Source organism: Pseudomonas sp. 2(2015) (assembly GCF_000955865.1).
Taxonomy (GTDB): Bacteria; Pseudomonadota; Gammaproteobacteria; order Pseudomonadales; family Pseudomonadaceae; genus Aquipseudomonas.
Genome location: NZ_JYOF01000007.1, coordinates 100,948 through 117,974 on the forward strand (window position 1 = coordinate 100,948; position 17,027 = coordinate 117,974).

Consider the following 17,027-nt stretch of genomic DNA (forward strand, 5'->3'; position numbering starts at 1 on the left):
GCAACTGCCGTCGGTTTCCCCAAACCCGGCGACGGCCCATAATGCCGCTCATTATACGGGGCCTTGGGCCGCGCTGAACTGCGAAATTGAGGAGTCTTTCCATGGCTGTTGCCTTGAGTACCCTGGTCGAGGAAGCCGAACGCTACCTCGGCAGCGCCAAAATCCAGGACTACTGCCCCAACGGCCTGCAGGTCGAAGGCCGCCCGCAAGTGACCCGCATCGTCAGCGGCGTGACCGCAAGCCAGGCGTTGCTCGACGCTGCAGTCGAAGCCGAAGCCGACCTGGTGCTGGTGCACCACGGCTATTTCTGGAAGGGCGAGAACCCGTGCATCACCGGCATGAAGCAGCGCCGGCTGAAAACCCTGCTGAAAAACGACCTGAGCCTGTTGTCCTACCACCTGCCGCTGGACCTGCACGCGGAAGTGGGCAACAACGTGCAGCTGGCGCGCCAGCTCGACATCACTGTCGAAGGCCCGCTGGACCCGCAGAACCCGCGCATTGTCGGATTGGTCGGCTCGCTCGCCGAACCCATGTCGGCGCGCGATTTTGCCCGCAAGGTGCAGGAGGTGATGGGCCGTGAGCCGCTATTGATCGAAGGCGAGCAGATCATCCGCCGGGTCGGCTGGTGTACCGGCGGCGGCCAGGGCTATATCGACCAGGCGATTGCTGCCGGTGTCGACCTGTACCTGAGCGGCGAAGCCTCCGAGCAGACCTTCCACAGCGCCCGCGAGAACGGCATCAGCTTCATCGCCGCCGGCCACCACGCCACCGAGCGTTACGGCGTGCAGGCGCTGGGCGATTACCTGGCCCGACGGTTTGCCCTGGAACACCTGTTCATCGACTGCCCGAACCCTATATAAAGCTAAAACGGCAGGGCATATTCTTATACTGTTTCGTTCTAGTTGGCTGCCTAAATAGAATCGGGCGCTGTGATAAAGTGGCCCGCTCGAACACGGCCCGCTGGCCGTCCATAAGATCGTATTTCCGTGAGTAGCCATGGTCGACAAACTGACGCATTTGAAACAGTTGGAGGCGGAAAGCATCCACATCATTCGTGAGGTGGCCGCCGAGTTCGATAACCCGGTGATGCTGTACTCGATTGGCAAGGACTCGGCCGTGATGCTGCACCTGGCGCGCAAGGCCTTCTTCCCGGGCAAGCTGCCGTTTCCGGTAATGCACGTCGACACCCAGTGGAAATTCCAGGAGATGTACAGCTTCCGCGACAAGATGGTCGAGGAAATGGGCCTGGAGCTGATCACCCACGTCAACCCGGACGGCGTCGCCCAGGGCATCAACCCGTTCACCCACGGCAGTGCCAAGCACACCGACATCATGAAGACCGAGGGCCTCAAGCAGGCGCTCGACAAGTACGGCTTCGATGCCGCCTTCGGTGGCGCGCGCCGCGACGAAGAGAAGTCGCGGGCCAAGGAGCGGGTCTACTCGTTCCGTGACAGCAAGCACCGCTGGGACCCGAAGAACCAGCGTCCGGAGCTGTGGAACGTCTACAACGGCAAGGTCAACAAGGGCGAATCGATTCGCGTGTTCCCGCTGTCGAACTGGACCGAGCTGGACATCTGGCAGTACATCTACCTCGAAGGCATCCCGATCGTGCCGCTGTACTTCGCCGCCGAGCGTGAAGTGATCGAGAAGAACGGCACCCTGATCATGATCGACGACGCGCGCATCCTCGAGCACCTCTCGGAGGAAGAAAAGGCCCGTATCGTCAAGAAGAAGGTGCGTTTCCGTACCCTTGGCTGCTACCCGTTGACGGGCGCGGTGGAGTCGGAGGCCGAAAGCCTCACCGACATCATTCAGGAAATGCTCCTGACGCGCACTTCCGAGCGCCAGGGCCGGGTCATCGACCACGATGGCGCCGGCTCAATGGAAGACAAAAAACGTCAAGGGTACTTCTAAGCTTCAAGTTACAAGCGGCAAGCTGCAAGTTAGAAGCAAGGTGCGTAGCTTCTGGGTTTTGTCGGCTGCCGCCCCATTGTGGGTGCGTGAGAGTGCTTAACAATGGACTTTGAGAAGCTTGCTGTTTGGCAGAGATGCAAAGATTTGGCGGTAGCGATTTACACGCAGTAGAGGGTGTGCCGGGATCTTGGATTCAAGGATCAGATCACCCGGGCGGCACTTTCCGTTCCGTCGAATATCGCCGAAGGCATGGAGCGCAGAACGGCAAAAGAAAAGGTTCGCTATCTGTGTATTGCCAAGGCGTCCTGCGGTGAGTTGCGTACGCAGATCATCATCGGGGGAGAGGTAGGCTATCTGCCAAAGCCTTTGTCGAATGAGTGGATTACAGAGACTCGTGAGCTTTCAAGAATGCTGAGCGGGTTGATCAACAAAATTTCTGACTAGTTGTATGCCGACAAGCTTGCCGCTTGAAGCTTACAGCTTGGAGCTTGAATGTAATGAGCCACCAATCTGATCTGATCAGCGAGGACATCCTCGCTTACCTGGCCCAGCACGAACGTAAAGAGCTGCTGCGCTTCCTTACCTGCGGTAACGTCGACGACGGCAAGAGCACGCTGATCGGGCGCCTGCTGCACGACTCGAAGATGATCTACGAAGACCATCTGGAAGCCATCACCCGCGACTCGAAGAAGGTCGGCACCACCGGTGACGACATCGACCTGGCGCTGCTGGTCGACGGCCTGCAGGCCGAGCGCGAGCAAGGCATCACCATCGATGTGGCCTACCGCTACTTCTCGACCGCCAAGCGTAAGTTCATCATCGCCGACACCCCGGGCCACGAGCAGTACACCCGCAACATGGCCACCGGTGCGTCGACTTGCGACCTGGCGATCATCCTGGTCGATGCCCGCTACGGTGTGCAGACCCAGACCCGCCGGCACAGCTACATTGCCTCGTTGCTGGGCATCAAGCACATCGTCGTCGCGGTCAACAAGATGGACCTCAAAGGCTTTGACGAGGGCGTGTTCGAGAGCATCAAGGCCGACTACCTGAAGTTCGCCGAAGCCATCAACATGAGCCCGAGCAGCCTGCACTTCGTGCCGATGTCGGCGCTCAAGGGCGACAACGTGGTCAACCGCAGCGAGCGTTCGCCGTGGTACACGGGCCCGGCGTTGATGGAAATCCTCGAAACCGTCGAAGTCGCGGCCGACCGCAACTTCACCGACCTGCGCTTCCCGGTGCAGTACGTCAACCGGCCGAACCTGAACTTCCGCGGCTTCGCCGGTACCCTGGCCAGCGGCGTGGTGCACAAGGGCGATGAAATCGTCGTGCTGCCGTCGGGCAAGAGCAGCCGGGTCAAGTCCATCGTCACCTTCGAAGGCGAGCTGGAAAACGCCGGCCCCGGCCAGGCCGTGACCCTGACTATGGAAGACGAGATCGACATCTCCCGTGGCGACCTGCTGGTGCACGCCGACAACGTCCCGCCGGTGACCGACCAGTTCGACGCCATGCTGGTATGGATGGCTGAAGAGCCGATGCTGCCGGGCAAAAAATACGACATCAAGCGCGCCACCAGCTATGTGCCGGGCTCGATTGCCAGCATCGCCCACAAGGTCGATGTCAACACCCTGGAGCAGGGCGCCGCCAGTGCCCTGCAGCTCAACGAGATCGGCAAGGTCAAGGTCAGCCTCGACGCGCCGATCGCGCTGGACGGCTATGACAGCAACCGCACCACCGGTGCCTTTATTGTCATCGACCGCCTGACCAACGGCACCGTTGGCGCCGGCATGATCATCGCGCCACCGGTTGTGCCACATGGCAGCGTTGGCCAGCACGGCAAATTGGCCCACGTGGACACCGCAGAACGTGCCCTGCGTTTCGGTCAGCAGCCAGCCACCGTGCTGTTCAGCGGCCTCTCGGGCGCGGGCAAGAGCACCCTGGCCTATGCCGTGGAGCGCAAGCTGTTCGACATGGGCCGTGCGGTGTATGTGCTCGATGGCCAGAACCTGCGCCACGACCTGAACAAAGGCTTGCCGCAGGACCGCGCCGGGCGCACCGAGAACTGGCGCCGTGCCGCGCACGTTGCGCGTCAGTTCAACGAAGCCGGCCTGCTGACCCTGGCCGCCTTCGTCGCCCCGGACGCCGAAGGCCGCGAACAGGCCAAGGCGCTGATCGGCAAGGAACGCCTGCTTACGGTCTACGTCCAGGCTTCGCCTCTGGCGTGCCGCGAGCGTGACCCGCAGGGCCTGTATGCCGCCGGCGGCGACAACATCCCGGGCGAGAGCTTCCCGTATGACGTACCGCTGGATGCGGACCTGGTGATCGACACCCAGAACGTCAGCCTGGAAGACGGCGTCAAGCAGGTGCTGGAGCTGCTGCGCAAGCGTGGCGCGATCTAAGCGCTGGCGCTGAACAAGAAGCCCCACTTCGGTGGGGCTTTTTGTTGGTCGAATTCACCGCACGGTAGGAGCGGGCTTGCCCCGCGATGGGCCCTCATTCAGCCCACCTTCAGTCCAGGCCTGCCGTTGGCTACTCGCCACTCCAGGATCTGCTTCATAATTTTCTGCGGCGTTGGCTCCTGACCGCCAGCCGGGTAAAAAATCAGGTCCGAGCCCTCTGGATGTTGCGTCACTGCGATGAAGTGCTCTAGCAAGGTGTCCTGATAGAGCTCGGTGCCAGCGGCCTCGATAATGTTCTCGATCAGCAATTCGAACTCGGTTGCCGTGTAATCAGCAAAGCTGCTCTGGAGCAATATCATTGCTGATCACCATAGAGGCTGATGCATTGTTTGGGTGTCAGGATTCGCAGGTTGTCCAGGTCATACAGTGCACCGCCCTCGCTCGTTGGCACGATATGGCGCATTTCATAAGAACGGCGATTCTTGACCGTTTCTGAAAATGGCGCGCGGGGCGGATAGCCTTTCTGCATTCGGGCCAGGTTCGCTTTGGAGAATGGAGAGGTGAAAGGCGCATCGGTGCTTAAGGTCATTCAGAACAACCCCTGGTTGTTGACGGTGGGCGCCAGTGAAATGCTTCCTGGTGCGTCTTGCGCACAGGATGCAGATTTACAGGTGGGGATGTCTGTCGTGCGGGGTGGCAGTTGGAGTCAGGATTTTCTGAGCAGCGAGAAATTTGCTTCCTACAGGGCGATGCAGTGGGAAAATCGCGGGGCAAGCCCGCTCCCACATTGTAGGAACGGGATTTGAATTCAGATGTGTTTTTCCGACACCGGAATCACCCGCTTCTCCTTCACTGCCTTGAACGAGAAGCTCGAGTAAATCTCTTTCACCCCGGGCAAGGTCTGCAGCACTTCGCGGGCAAACTCACCGAATGACTCAAGGTCGCGGGCAAGGATTTCCAGCAGGAAGTCATAACGCCCGGAGATGTTGTGGCAGGCGACGATTTCGGGGATTTCCATCAGCCGCTGCTCGAAGGCGCGGGCCATTTCCTTGCTGTGCGAGTCCATCATGATGCTGACGAAAGCGGTTACGCCAAAGCCCAGCGACTTGGGCGAGAGGATGGCCTGGTAGCCGATGATGTAGCCGGCTTCTTCCAGTAGCTTGATCCGTCGCCAGCACGGCGAGGTGGTCAGTGCGACCTGGTCGGCCAGCTCGGAAACCGTCAAGCGCGCGTTGTCTTGCAAGGCCGCGAGCAACGCTCGATCGGTGCGATCGATGGTTGTAGGCATGTTTTACCCTCCGTGGTCTGAAATCGTTGTTTTTATGTCAATAACCTTCCGCAAGGACGGCTACATTTGGAAAAAAATCAGCACCTCAGTGGCATAAGCTTATAACAAACCACTAGAGGCTGTTTGCCATGAGCGGCTCCAATAACAATTCAGGTTTTGCCACCCGCGCCATTCACCACGGTTACGATCCACTGGAACACAGTGGTGCCCTGGTGCCACCGATCTACCAGACCGCGACCTTTGCTTTTCCGACCGTCGAGTACGGCGCTGCCTGCTTCGCCGGGGAACAGGCCGGACATTTCTACAGCCGGATTTCCAACCCTACCCTGGCCTTGCTGGAACAACGCATGGCCTCGCTCGAAGGCGGCGAAGCCGGCCTGGCGCTGGCTTCGGGAATGGGCGCGATTACCGCGACCCTGTGGACCCTGCTGCGCCCCGGCGACGAGGTGCTGGTGGGGCGCACCCTGTACGGCTGCACCTTTGCCTTTTTACACCATGGCATTGGCGAGTTCGGGGTCAAGGTACGGCATGTCGATATGAGCGACCTGCAGGCAGTTGCGGCGGCGATCAACGGCAATACCCGGGTGATCTATTTCGAAACCCCGGCCAACCCCAACATGCAGATGACCGATATCGCCGCCGTGGCCGCGCTTGCGCACCAGCACGATATCAGCGTGGTGGTGGACAACACCTACTGCACCCCGTACCTGCAGCGACCCCTGGAGCTGGGCGCCGACCTGGTGGTGCATTCGGCGACCAAGTACCTCAGTGGCCATGGCGATATCACTGCCGGCCTGGTGGTGGGGCGCAAGGCGCTGGTGGATCGGATTCGTCTGGAAGGCTTGAAAGACATGACCGGTGCGGTGATGTCGCCCCATGACGCCGCCTTGCTGATGCGCGGGATGAAAACCCTGAACTTGCGCATGGAGCGCCACTGCAGCAACGCCCAGGCCATTGCCGAATACCTCGAGCAACAGCCGGAAGTTGAAATGCTCAATTACCCCGGCCTGCCCGGCTTTGCTCAATATGAGCTGGCCCAGCGGCAGATGCGTTTGCCGGGCGGCATGATCGCCTTTGAACTCAAGGGCGGCATCACTGCCGGCAGGCGTTTCATGAATGCCCTGCAGTTGTTCAGCCGTGCCGTCAGCCTTGGCGATGCCGAATCGCTGGCCCAACACCCGGCAAGCATGACCCACTCCAGCTATACCCCAGAGGAGCGTGCGCAGTACGGCATTTCCGAAGGGCTGGTACGCCTGTCGGTGGGCCTGGAGGACATCGACGACCTGCTGGCGGATATTCAACAAGCGCTCAAGGCCTGCGCCTAACCTTTCACGGACGAGGTCAATGCAATGGTGGCAATGATGAACCTTGTGCCTGGCGAAGGTGTGCCGCGGCGCCCGGGCGATCCACAGCAGGACAGCGACCCGGGGGAAACCGCCGAATGGCTGGACGCACTGGATTCGACCCTGCTGCATTGCGGCCCGGAGCGTGCGCGGTTTCTGCTGCAGCAACTGCAAACCCATGCCCGCGAGTTGGGCCTGGAGCGCGGGGCCCAGGCCTTTTCGGCCTATCGCAATAGCTTGTCGGTGGAGCAGCAGGGCGTCTATCCGGGTGATCTGGATCTCGATGAGCGCATCACCAGCATCCTGCGCTGGAACGCCCTGGCCATGGTCATGCGGGCCAACCACGCTTATGGCGACCTCGGCGGGCACATCGCCAGTTATGCCTCGGCCGCAGAGATTTTCGAAGTCGGTTTCCAGCACTTTTTTCGCGGTGAGGCCGGTGGCGAGCAACGCAGCGCTGACCTGGTGTTCTTCCAGCCGCATTCGGCGCCGGGCATTTATGCCCGGGCCTTCCTGGAAGGGCGTTTGAGCGAAGAGCAACTGGCCAGCTATCGCCAGGAAGTGGCTGGCAAGGGCCTGTGCTCCTACCCACATCCGTGGCTGATGCCGGACTTCTGGCAGTTTCCGACAGGCTCCATGGGCATCGGCCCACTCAACGCGATCTACCAGGCGCGGTTCATGCGCTACCTGCACAACCGCCAGTTGCTCGATACCAGTGCCCGGCACGTCTGGGGGGTGTTTGGCGATGGCGAGATGGACGAGCCGGAGTCGATTGCCGGCTTGACCCTGGCCGCCCGCGAGCAACTGGATAACCTGACCTTCGTGGTCAATTGCAACCTGCAGCGCCTGGACGGACCGGTGCGCGGTAATGGTCAGATCATCCAGGAACTTGAAGCGCTGTTCAGTGGCGCCGGCTGGAACGTGATCAAGGTGCTCTGGGGCTCGGAGTGGGACGCATTGTTCGCTCGTGACACCGAGCACGTGCTGTTGCGCCAGTTGGCGGCGACCCCGGACGGGCAGTTCCAGAACCTTGGGGCCAAAGATGGCGCCTACAACCTCGAGCACTTTTTCAACCAGCAACCGGCCTTGCAAAAGCTGGTGGAGCACATGAGCTCGGCCGAGATCAATGCGTTGAAACGCGGTGGCCACGATTTTCGCAAACTGTACGCCGCCTTCGCCGCCGCCAAGGCCTGCAAGGGCCGGCCAACGGTGATTCTGGCCAAGACCAAGAAGGGCTACGGCATGAGCGCCGCCGGTGAGTCGCGAATGACCGCGCACCAGGCCAAGAAGCTCGACGTGCAGGCCTTGCTAGCCTTTCGTGATCGTTTTCATTTGCCGCTGTCGGACGCGCAGGTCGAACAGTTGCAGTTCTATCGACCGGACCAAGACAGCGCAGAAATGCGCTACCTGCGCGAGCGGCGGGAAGCTCTGGGTGGGCCGCTGCCTGCTCGGCGCAGCGACGTACGCCCGGTGCCGGTGCCAGCGCTGGAGGCCATGGGCGGCTTCGCCCTGCAGGCCGACGGCAAGGAAATGTCCACCACCATGGCCGCCGTGCGCATGCTCAGCGCTTGGCTCAAGGCGCCGCAGCTGGGGCCGCGGGTGGTGCCGATAGTCGCCGACGAGGCGCGCACCTTCGGCATGGCCAGCCTGTTCCGGCAGATCGGCATCTACTCGCCCCAGGGGCAATGCTACGAGCCGGAAGACGCAGGGTCGTTGCTGTCCTACAAGGAAGCGCGCGATGGCCAGTTGCTGGAGGAAGGTATTACCGAAGCCGGGGCGATTTCTTCCTGGGTGGCGGCGGCAACGTCCTACGCGGTGCATGGCGAACCGATGCTGCCGGTGTACATCTATTACTCGATGTTCGGCTTTCAACGCGTCGGTGACCTGATCTGGGCCGCCGCCGACCAGCGCGCCCGTGGCCTGCTGCTGGGCGCCACTGCCGGGCGCACCACGCTGGGCGGAGAGGGGCTGCAGCACCAGGACGGTTCAAGCCTGGTGATGGCCTCGATGGTGCCCAACTGCCGGGCCTGGGAGCCGTGCTTTGCTGGCGAGCTGGCGGTGATCCTCGAGTACGCGGCGCGGCGCATGCTCACTGAACAGTGCGATGAATTTCATTATGTCGCGGTGATGAACGAAAACTATCCACAGCCGTCCCTGCCGGCGCAGGTGCATGAAGAGGTTTTGCGCGGCATGTACCGTTATGTCGAACAGCAGCTGCCGGCTGCCCAGGGGCGGGTGCGCCTGCTGGGCTCCGGGGCGATTCTGCGCGAGGTGATTGCTGCCAGTGAACTGCTGGCCAGCGACTGGCAGGTTGCCAGTGAAGTGTTCAGTGTCACCAGCTTCAGCGAGCTGGCGCGTGAGGCGCGGGATGTAGATCGCGCCGGCCGGTTGGGGCAGGGCAGTGCTGATCTGAGCCATGTGCAGCGCTGCCTGGACGGTGACGCGCCGGTGATTGCGGCAACCGATTACGTGCGGGCCTGGCCGCAATTGATTGCTGAATATGTACAGGCACCTTATGTGACGCTGGGTACCGACGGTTTCGGCCGCAGTGATACCCGCCAGCAGTTGCGCCGGTTCTTCGAGGTCGATCGCTTCAGCATTGTTCTGGCAAGCCTGCACAGCCTGGTGCGCCAGGGTGGAGTTGAGCGGCGGGTGCTGGATGAGGCGCGGGAGAAGTATGGCTACCGGGAGGGGGAGGCGCCTTGGTATTGCTGAGGCTCATCACCGGGCAAGCCCGCTCCTGCAGGCTGCAACAGCAGCCATAATAAAAAACCCCGCCAGTTGGCGGGGTTTGTATTTTTAACGCTTGAGCCCGTAATGCTCATCGAGCATGCCCGGTGCGTTGGGCGCTTTCGGTGCGTAGTCGCGCGGCACCTCGGTGTCCTTCGGCGGGGTCAGGCGATCACGCGCAGGCTGCACGGCTTCGGAGTGCAGGGCGGCCAGCAGGCGCTGGCGGGTGAGTTCGTCCAGGGCCAGGCGGTTGGCGCCCTCGGCCAGGTGATCCTGGACGTCCTGGTAACTTTGGGTCAGCTTTTTGACCAGCGCAGCCGTACTGTTGAAGTGAGTAACCACCTCATTCTGGTAGCTGTCGAAACGTTCCTGGATATCATCCAGCTGACGCTGGGTGCTGCTCGGTGCGGCATTGGGCAGCAGGCGGGCGACCAGGAAACCAACGACGACACCCACGACGAGGGCCAGGGTCGGCAACAACCAAACTAAGAGCGAGAGTTCCACGAGTCCTTCCTCTATAAACGGCTTTGCTTTACGTTAACGGCTCGGACCTGCGCTGTATACCGCGAACGATCGCAAATATCTCAGACAGAATCATTCAGCTAGACGAGTCGACCCTTTCCGAGGTCACGGAGTTTATCCTTGCTTATCCGCGAAACCCCCGTATTCATCGATGGCCCGGTCGGCCAACTGGAAGCCTTGTACCTTGATGTTGCCGACGCCCGTGGCGTGGTGTTGCTGTGTCACCCTAACCCGGTGCAGGGCGGGACCATGACCAACAAGGTGGTGTCGATGCTGCAGCGCACCGCCCGCGATGCCGGTTACATCACCTTGCGATTCAACTACCGTGGTGTCGGTGCCAGCGCCGGTAACCATGACATGGGCAGCGGCGAAGTGGACGATGCTCAGGCGGCAGCGACCTGGCTGCTGGAACAACATCCGCGACTGCCCCTGACCCTGATGGGTTTTTCATTCGGCGGCTTTGTTGCGGCCAGCCTCGGCGGGCGTCTGGAAGCAAACGGTATCGAATTGAAGCACCTGTTCATGGTTGCGCCAGCGGTGATGCGCCTGCAGGATCACGACACCTTGCCACAAGGCTGCGCGCTGAGCGTGATCCAGCCGCAAACCGACGAAGTGATCGATCCGCAGATCGTCTACGCTTGGTCCGGCGCACTGCCACGCCCCCATGAGCTGCTGAAAGTGGCAGAATGCGGACACTTTTTCCATGGCAAGCTCACCGACCTCAAGGAACTGGTGCTGCCACGCCTTTCGAACTGATACAAGCCTGATAAGCGATTACCCATGACTACGCGCATCCTTACCGGTATCACCACCACGGGCACGCCTCACCTGGGCAACTACGCCGGTGCCATCCGCCCGGCGATCCTCGCCAGCCGTGAGCCGGGTGTCGACTCGTTCTATTTTCTGGCCGACTACCACGCCCTGATCAAATGCGACGACCCGCAGCGCATCCAGCGCTCGCGCCTGGAAATCGCCGCGACCTGGCTGGCCGGTGGCCTGGACCCGGAGCGAGTGACTTTCTATCGTCAGTCCGACATCCCCGAGATTCCCGAGCTGACCTGGCTGCTGACCTGCGTTGCGGCCAAGGGCCTGCTCAACCGCGCGCACGCCTACAAGGCGTCGGTGGACAAGAACGTCGAGAACGGCGAAGACCCGGATGCCGGCATCAGCATGGGCCTGTACAGCTACCCGGTACTGATGGCCGCCGACATCCTGATGTTCAACGCCAACAAGGTGCCAGTCGGCCGTGACCAGATCCAGCACGTGGAAATGGCCCGCGACATCGGCCAGCGCTTCAACCACCTGTTCGGCCAGGGCAAGGAATTCTTCGCCATGCCCGAAGCGCTGATCGAAGAAAGCGTCGCCACCCTGCCGGGCCTGGACGGGCGCAAGATGTCCAAGAGCTACGACAACACCATCCCGTTGTTCACCAGCGCCAAGGACATGAAGGATGCCATCTCGCGCATCGTCACCGACTCCCGCGCCCCGGGCGAAGCCAAGGATCCGGACAACGCGCACCTGTTCACCCTGTTCCAGGCCTTCGCCACTGCCTCCCAGGCCGATGAGTTTCGCAGCGAACTGCTCCAGGGCCTGGGCTGGGGCGAAGCCAAGCAGCGCCTGTTCCAGTTGCTCGATGGCCAGCTGAGCGAGCCGCGCGAGCGTTATCACCAGTTGATCAGCCGCCCGGCCGACCTTGAGGACATCCTCCTGGCCGGCGCGCAAAAAGCCCGCAAGGTGGCCACGCCGTTCCTTGAGGAGCTGCGCGAAGCGGTCGGCCTGCGCTCGTTCCGTAACGTCGAGCAGGCCACTGCCCAGGTCAAGAAGAAGGCGGCCAAGACCGCGCGCTTTGTCAGCTTCCGCGAAGACGACGGCAGCTTCCGCTTCCGCCTGCTGGCGGCCGATGGCGAGCAACTGCTGTTGTCGCGTAACTTCGCCGACGGCAAGACCGCAGGTGCTGTGAGCAAGCAACTGCAGCAGGGCGGCGAGCTTGACGTGCGCCACGAAGGCCTGGGCTTCAGCCTGTGGCTGGAAGGTGAGTGCGTTGGCGACGGCCCGCAGTTTGCCGACGGCGCCGCCCGCGACAGCGCCATCGAAACCCTGCGCGCGGCCCTGGTGCCCCAGCAGGACTGAACGGCTTATCGGAAGTCTGATTGCCATTATCCCGGGCCGTCGCTACAGTGACGGCCCGTTTTTGTTACCTTGCTAACGAATTATGACGCCCCTAGAACGATATCAAGCAGATCTGAAACGTCCCGAATTCTTCCATGACGCGGCGCAGGAAACTGCAGTGCGTCATCTGCAGCGCCTGTACGACGATCTGATCGCGGCGCAGAACAACAAGCCGGGTGTGTTCGGCAAGTTGTTCGGCAAGAAGGACCAGGCACCGGTCAAGGGCTTGTATTTCTGGGGTGGGGTAGGCCGCGGCAAGACCTACCTGGTCGATACCTTCTTTGAAGCGCTGCCGTTCAAGCAGAAGGTGCGCACGCACTTCCACCGCTTCATGAAGCGCGTCCACGAGGAAATGAAAACCCTCAAGGGCGAGAAGAACCCGCTGACCATCATCGCCAAGCGCTTCTCCGACGAGGCCCGGGTGATCTGCTTCGACGAGTTCTTCGTCTCCGACATTACCGATGCGATGATCCTCGGCACCCTGATGGAGGAGCTGTTCAAGAACGGCGTGACCCTGGTGGCCACCTCCAACATCGTCCCTGACGGCCTGTACAAGGACGGCCTGCAGCGCGCACGCTTCCTGCCGGCGATTGCCCTGATCAAGCAGAACACCGAGATCGTCAACGTCGACAGCGGCGTCGACTATCGCCTGCGGCACCTGGAACAAGCCGAGCTGTTCCACTTCCCGCTCGACGAAGCGGCGCACGAAAGCCTGCGCAAAAGCTTCAAGGCACTGACACCGGAATGCACCCAGGCGGTCGAGAACGATGTGCTGGTGATCGAGAACCGCGAAATCCGCGCCCTGCGTACCTGTGACGACGTGGCCTGGTTCGAATTCCGCGAACTGTGCGACGGCCCGCGCAGCCAGAACGACTACATCGAACTGGGCAAGATCTTCCATGCCGTGCTGCTCAGCGGCGTCGAGCAGATGAGCGTCGCCACCGACGACATCGCCCGACGCTTCATCAACATGGTCGACGAGTTCTATGACCGCAACGTCAAGCTGATCATCTCGGCCGAGGTTGAACTCAAGGACCTGTACACCGGTGGTCGCCTGACCTTCGAGTTCCAGCGCACCCTGAGCCGCCTGCTGGAAATGCAGTCCCACGAATTCCTGTCGCGGGCGCATAAGCCTTAAAAGCAGCTGCAAGTTTCAAGCTTCAAGCTGCAAGCAGGATCAAGAGCCAACCGCGCGCTGCTCTTGATCCTGCTCTTGCTCTTGCTTGCCGCTTGAAGCTTGAGGCTTGAAGCTGAGGAGGCCTTTCAGGCCTCCTGCATAAACTGCTGCCGATACTGATTCGGCGACAACTCTGTGTGCTGCCTGAACAACCGGGCAAAGAAACTCGCATCGTCATAACCAACTTCATAGCTGATGGTCTTGATGCTTTTGCGTGTGCCCGACAGCAATCCCTTGGCCGTTTCGATCCGCAGCCGTTGCAGGTAGTGCAGCGGCTTGTCGCCGGTGGCGCTCTGGAAGCGGCGCATGAAGTTGCGGATGCTCATGCCGTGGTTGCGGGCCACGTCCTCGAAGCGGAACTTGTCGGCGAAATGTTCTTCGAGCCAGTGCTGGATCTGCAGGATGATCAAGTCCTGGTGCAGTTTCTGCCCGCCAAAGCCCATGCGCCCCGGGGTGTAGTTGCGCTGTACTTCGTAGAGGATGTCACGGGCCACCGCTTGCGCGACGTTGGCCCCGCAGAAACGCTCGATCAGGTAGATGTACAGGTCGCAGGCCGAGGTGGTGCCGCCGGCGCAATAGAGGTTGTCGGCGTCGGTCAGGTGCTTGTCCTGGTTGAGGCTGACCTTGGGGAAGCGCTCTTCGAACTGGCTGAAGAAGCGCCAGTAGGTGGTCGCCTCCTTGCCGTCGAGCAACCCGGCTTCGGCCAGCCAGAACACGCCGCTGGCCTCGCCGCAGAGCACGGCGCCGCGGGCGTGTTGCTCGCGTAGCCAGGGCAATACTTGCGGGTAGCGCTGGCAGAGGGCATCGAAATCGTCCCAGAACGCCGGCAGGATGATGATGTCGGCCTGCTCCAGGCCGCTGTCGACCGGCAGCATCACTTCGCTGAAGCTGCGCACAGGCTGGCCGTCAGGGCTCACCAGGCGGGTTTCGAACATCGGCTGCAGGCCCAGGCCCAACTGCTTGCTGTAGCGCAGGCTGGCGAGATGGAAGAAATCCTTGGCCTGCATCAGGGTCGATGCGAAGACATTGTCGATGGCCAGGATACTGACGCGCCGCAAGGACGCCGTGGGTTGGGTAAACATCATTTTCTTTATTCTTATAGGGTAGAGTGGTCAATCACCGGCTGGATCGTCTTATTTTTTGGCGATTGTGTCTACCCTCGGTTCCCACCTTGTTGATGGGAACCGGGATTGCGTCTCAGGGCGCGGGGTTGGGCTGGTCCTGATGGATGGCCTCGATGGCCGCCAGCAGCTCGTCGCTGAGCTTGAGGTCGGCGCTTGCCAGGTTGCTGTCCAGTTGCTCGAGGGTGGTGGCACCGATGATGTTGCTGGTCACGAACGGCTGGCGGGTGACGAAGGCCAGGGCCATTTGCGCCGGGTCCAGGCCATGGTCGCGGGCCAGCTTCACGTAGCGGCTGCAGGCAGCCACGGTTTGCGGGTTGGAGTAGCGCGAGAAGCGGCTGAACAGGGTCAGGCGGCCCGCGGCCGGGCGTGCGCCGTTTTCGTACTTGCCCGAGAGCATGCCGAAAGCCAGGGGCGAGTAGGCCAGCAGGCCGCACTGTTCGCGGATGGCGATTTCCGCCAGGCCCACTTCGAAGCTGCGGTTGAGCAGGTTGTAGGGGTTCTGGATCGACACCGCGCGGCTCCAGCCGCGGCTTTCGGCCAGCTGCAGGAACTTCATGGTGCCCCACGGGGTTTCGTTGGACAGGCCGATGTGGCGGATCTTGCCGGCCTTGACCTGCTCGTCGAGCACTTCGAGGGTTTCTTCCAGCGGGGTGAACAGGTCTTGCGGCGCATGCTGGTAACCCAGCTTGCCGAAGAAGTTGGTGCTGCGCTCTGGCCAGTGCAACTGGTAGAGGTCGATCCAGTCGGTCTGCAGGCGCTTGAGGCTGTCGTCCAGGGCGGCGACGATGTGCTGGCGGTTGTGCTTGAGCAGGCCGTCGCGGATATGGTTGATGCCGTTGCCGGGGCCGGCCACCTTGCTGGCCAGGATCCACTGGGCGCGATCGCCGCGCTGCTTGAACCCGTTACCGATCATGCGCTCGGTGGCGGCGTAGGTTTCCGGGCGGGGAGGGACGGGGTACATCTCGGCGGTATCGATGAAATTGATCCCGGCGGCCTTGGCCCGTTCGATCTGGGCGAAGGCCTGGGTCTGGTCGTTCTGCTCGCCCCAGGTCATGCTGCCAAGGCACAGGGCGCTGACGTTGAGGTCGGTTCGGCCCAGCTGGCGATAGTCCATTCGACTGCTTCCTGTCTAAAAGAAGCATAAAAGCAGGTTGAATTTTTTTTCGCAATCTGGATAATTCAGCCCCTCTCCGTGCAGCGGGAGTGATGCCCCGCTCCATAGAAGAACCCTGCCGAATATTGGACGCGCTGACCCGAGCCCCCGATAGCGTCCGTGTGCGGCTGTGTCCTTGACTTGTCAAGGTGCGCACTATCCAGTAAGATCTGCCGTCTTATTTTCGCTGGGCGGCCCCTGAGGCTATAAAGAATGAAAACTTTTACTGCTAAACCGGAAACAGTAAAGCGCGACTGGTTCGTCGTTGACGCTGCTGGCAAGACCCTGGGTCGTCTGGCCACTGAGATCGCGAGCCGTCTGCGTGGCAAGCACAAGCCAGAGTACACTCCTCACGTTGACACCGGCGACTACATCGTCGTCATCAACGCCGAGCAGGTTCGTGTCACTGGTGCCAAGACTTCGGACAAAATGTACTACTCCCACTCCGGCTTCCCGGGCGGTATCAAGGAAATCAACTTCGAGAAGTTGATCGCCAAGGCCCCAGAGCGCGTGATCGAGACCGCGGTTAAAGGCATGCTGCCTAAGAACCCACTGGGTCGCGACATGTACCGTAAGCTGAAAGTCTATGCGGGCGCTACTCACCCTCATACTGCTCAGCAGCCCCAAGAACTGAAGATTTAACGGAATAGTTCATTATGTCGGCGACTCAAAATTACGGCACTGGCCGTCGCAAGACCGCAACCGCTCGCGTTTTCCTGCGTCCAGGTACCGGTAACATCTCCATCAACAACCGTTCTCTGGACGTGTTCTTCGGTCGTGAAACCGCGCGCATGGTAGTACGCCAGCCGCTGGAACTGACCGAGACCACCGAAAAGTTCGACATCTACGTCACCGTTATCGGTGGTGGTGTCAGCGGCCAGGCCGGTGCAATCCGTCACGGTATCACCCGTGCACTGATGGACTACGACGAAACCCTGCGTGGCGCTCTGCGCAAAGCTGGCTACGTCACCCGCGACGCTCGTGAAGTCGAGCGTAAGAAAGTGGGTCTGCGTAAAGCACGTAAGCGTCCTCAGTACTCCAAGCGTTAATTTCGCTTCGGCGTTCAAAAAAAGCCCGGTTCCTGGTGGAACCGGGCTTTTTTTATGTCTTGAATAACTATGCTGTTGTTTACTGTGACAACTTGCCGCATAGACGCAAGTCAAGAGTTACAAGGGATAGCGGGGTGGCACAAGGCTAATCACCTTGTC

Annotated in this window: 16 protein-coding genes and 1 pseudogene; 11 read left to right on the forward strand and 6 right to left on the reverse strand. The window is 61.1% G+C overall.

The annotated features are described in order from the left end of the window. The first annotated feature begins 101 nt into the window (after positions 1–101). The 4 genes and pseudogenes from UB48_RS12155 (at position 102) to cysN (ending at position 4,313) form a co-directional block, all read left to right on the forward strand. Positions 102–860, forward strand: coding sequence for a Nif3-like dinuclear metal center hexameric protein (locus UB48_RS12155; RefSeq protein ID WP_045197274.1), 759 nt, complete (start codon positions 102–104; stop codon positions 858–860). A gap of 136 nt (positions 861–996) precedes the next feature. Beyond that, entirely contained in the window at positions 997–1,914 is a 918-nt protein-coding gene (gene cysD / locus UB48_RS12160; protein ID WP_038998836.1) for a sulfate adenylyltransferase subunit CysD, read from the forward strand. A 102-nt stretch (positions 1,915–2,016) separates the two neighbouring features. Beyond that, positions 2,017–2,358 (forward strand): annotated as a pseudogene (locus UB48_RS12165) (four helix bundle protein). 53 nt (positions 2,359–2,411) lie between these two features. After that, positions 2,412–4,313: a sulfate adenylyltransferase subunit CysN gene (gene cysN / locus UB48_RS12170; protein WP_045197276.1), complete on the forward strand. Its 1,902-nt coding sequence runs from the start codon at positions 2,412–2,414 to the stop codon at positions 4,311–4,313. A 98-nt stretch (positions 4,314–4,411) separates the two neighbouring features. Here cysN and UB48_RS12175 read toward each other — a convergent pair whose 3' ends face one another. The 3 genes from UB48_RS12175 to UB48_RS12180 form a co-directional block, all read right to left on the reverse strand. Further along, on the reverse strand, positions 4,412–4,672 hold the full coding sequence (locus UB48_RS12175) for a bacteriocin immunity protein (RefSeq protein WP_045197278.1): 261 nt from the start codon (positions 4,670–4,672) through the stop codon (positions 4,412–4,414). Beyond that, entirely contained in the window at positions 4,669–4,902 is a 234-nt protein-coding gene (locus UB48_RS27700) for an HNH endonuclease (RefSeq protein ID WP_156160195.1), read from the reverse strand. Before UB48_RS27700 ends, UB48_RS12175 begins: the two co-directional genes overlap by 4 nt. 219 nt (positions 4,903–5,121) lie before the next feature. After that, complete coding sequence (locus tag UB48_RS12180; RefSeq protein ID WP_045197280.1) at positions 5,122–5,601, reverse strand: Lrp/AsnC family transcriptional regulator; 480 nt, start codon at positions 5,599–5,601, stop codon at positions 5,122–5,124. Positions 5,602–5,729: 128 nt separating this feature from the next. On the opposite strand from UB48_RS12180, the gene UB48_RS12185 reads away from it, so the two are divergent. Both UB48_RS12185 and mdeB read left to right on the forward strand, forming a co-directional pair. After that, entirely contained in the window at positions 5,730–6,926 is a 1,197-nt protein-coding gene (locus UB48_RS12185; RefSeq protein ID WP_045197282.1) for a methionine gamma-lyase, read from the forward strand. 36 nt (positions 6,927–6,962) lie between these two features. Further along, on the forward strand, positions 6,963–9,659 hold the full coding sequence (gene mdeB / locus UB48_RS12190) for an alpha-ketoglutarate dehydrogenase (protein ID WP_045197885.1): 2,697 nt from the start codon (positions 6,963–6,965) through the stop codon (positions 9,657–9,659). 84 nt (positions 9,660–9,743) lie between these two features. On the opposite strand, the gene UB48_RS12195 is transcribed toward mdeB, so the two are convergent. Beyond that, positions 9,744–10,178 (reverse strand): YhcB family protein, encoded by a 435-nt coding sequence (locus tag UB48_RS12195; protein ID WP_038998843.1) that lies wholly within the window; start codon positions 10,176–10,178, stop codon positions 9,744–9,746. A 138-nt stretch (positions 10,179–10,316) separates the two neighbouring features. Here UB48_RS12195 and UB48_RS12200 point away from each other — a divergent pair, with 138 nt between their 5' ends. The 3 genes from UB48_RS12200 to zapE all read left to right on the forward strand — a co-directional run bounded on the left by UB48_RS12200 (position 10,317) and on the right by zapE (position 13,503). Further along, complete coding sequence (locus UB48_RS12200; RefSeq protein ID WP_045197284.1) at positions 10,317–10,952, forward strand: alpha/beta hydrolase; 636 nt, start codon at positions 10,317–10,319, stop codon at positions 10,950–10,952. A 24-nt stretch (positions 10,953–10,976) separates the two neighbouring features. Further along, complete coding sequence (locus UB48_RS12205; RefSeq protein ID WP_045197286.1) at positions 10,977–12,326, forward strand: tryptophan--tRNA ligase; 1,350 nt, start codon at positions 10,977–10,979, stop codon at positions 12,324–12,326. 82 nt (positions 12,327–12,408) lie between these two features. Further along, positions 12,409–13,503 carry a cell division protein ZapE gene (gene zapE, locus UB48_RS12210; RefSeq protein ID WP_045197288.1) on the forward strand — a complete coding sequence of 365 codons (1,095 nt, stop codon included), beginning with the start codon at positions 12,409–12,411 and terminating at the stop codon, positions 13,501–13,503. 125 nt (positions 13,504–13,628) lie between these two features. Here zapE and UB48_RS12215 read toward each other — a convergent pair whose 3' ends face one another. Together UB48_RS12215 and UB48_RS12220 are read right to left on the reverse strand one after the other, a co-directional pair. Beyond that, complete coding sequence (locus tag UB48_RS12215) at positions 13,629–14,549, reverse strand: GlxA family transcriptional regulator (RefSeq protein ID WP_177329159.1); 921 nt, start codon at positions 14,547–14,549, stop codon at positions 13,629–13,631. Between the two features lie 190 nt (positions 14,550–14,739). Further along, a complete protein-coding gene (locus UB48_RS12220; protein WP_045197290.1) occupies positions 14,740–15,780 on the reverse strand; it encodes an NADP(H)-dependent aldo-keto reductase in 1,041 nt (346 codons plus the stop codon). Positions 15,781–16,032: 252 nt separating this feature from the next. Here UB48_RS12220 and rplM point away from each other — a divergent pair, with 252 nt between their 5' ends. Continuing rightward, the gene (gene rplM, locus UB48_RS12225; RefSeq protein ID WP_010220758.1) at positions 16,033–16,461 is read left to right on the forward strand and encodes a 50S ribosomal protein L13; all 429 of its coding nucleotides are present in this window, start codon (positions 16,033–16,035) and stop codon (positions 16,459–16,461) included. A 14-nt stretch (positions 16,462–16,475) separates the two neighbouring features. Continuing rightward, positions 16,476–16,868 (forward strand): 30S ribosomal protein S9, encoded by a 393-nt coding sequence (gene rpsI, locus UB48_RS12230; RefSeq protein WP_038998850.1) that lies wholly within the window; start codon positions 16,476–16,478, stop codon positions 16,866–16,868. Positions 16,869–17,027: the final 159 nt, after the last annotated feature.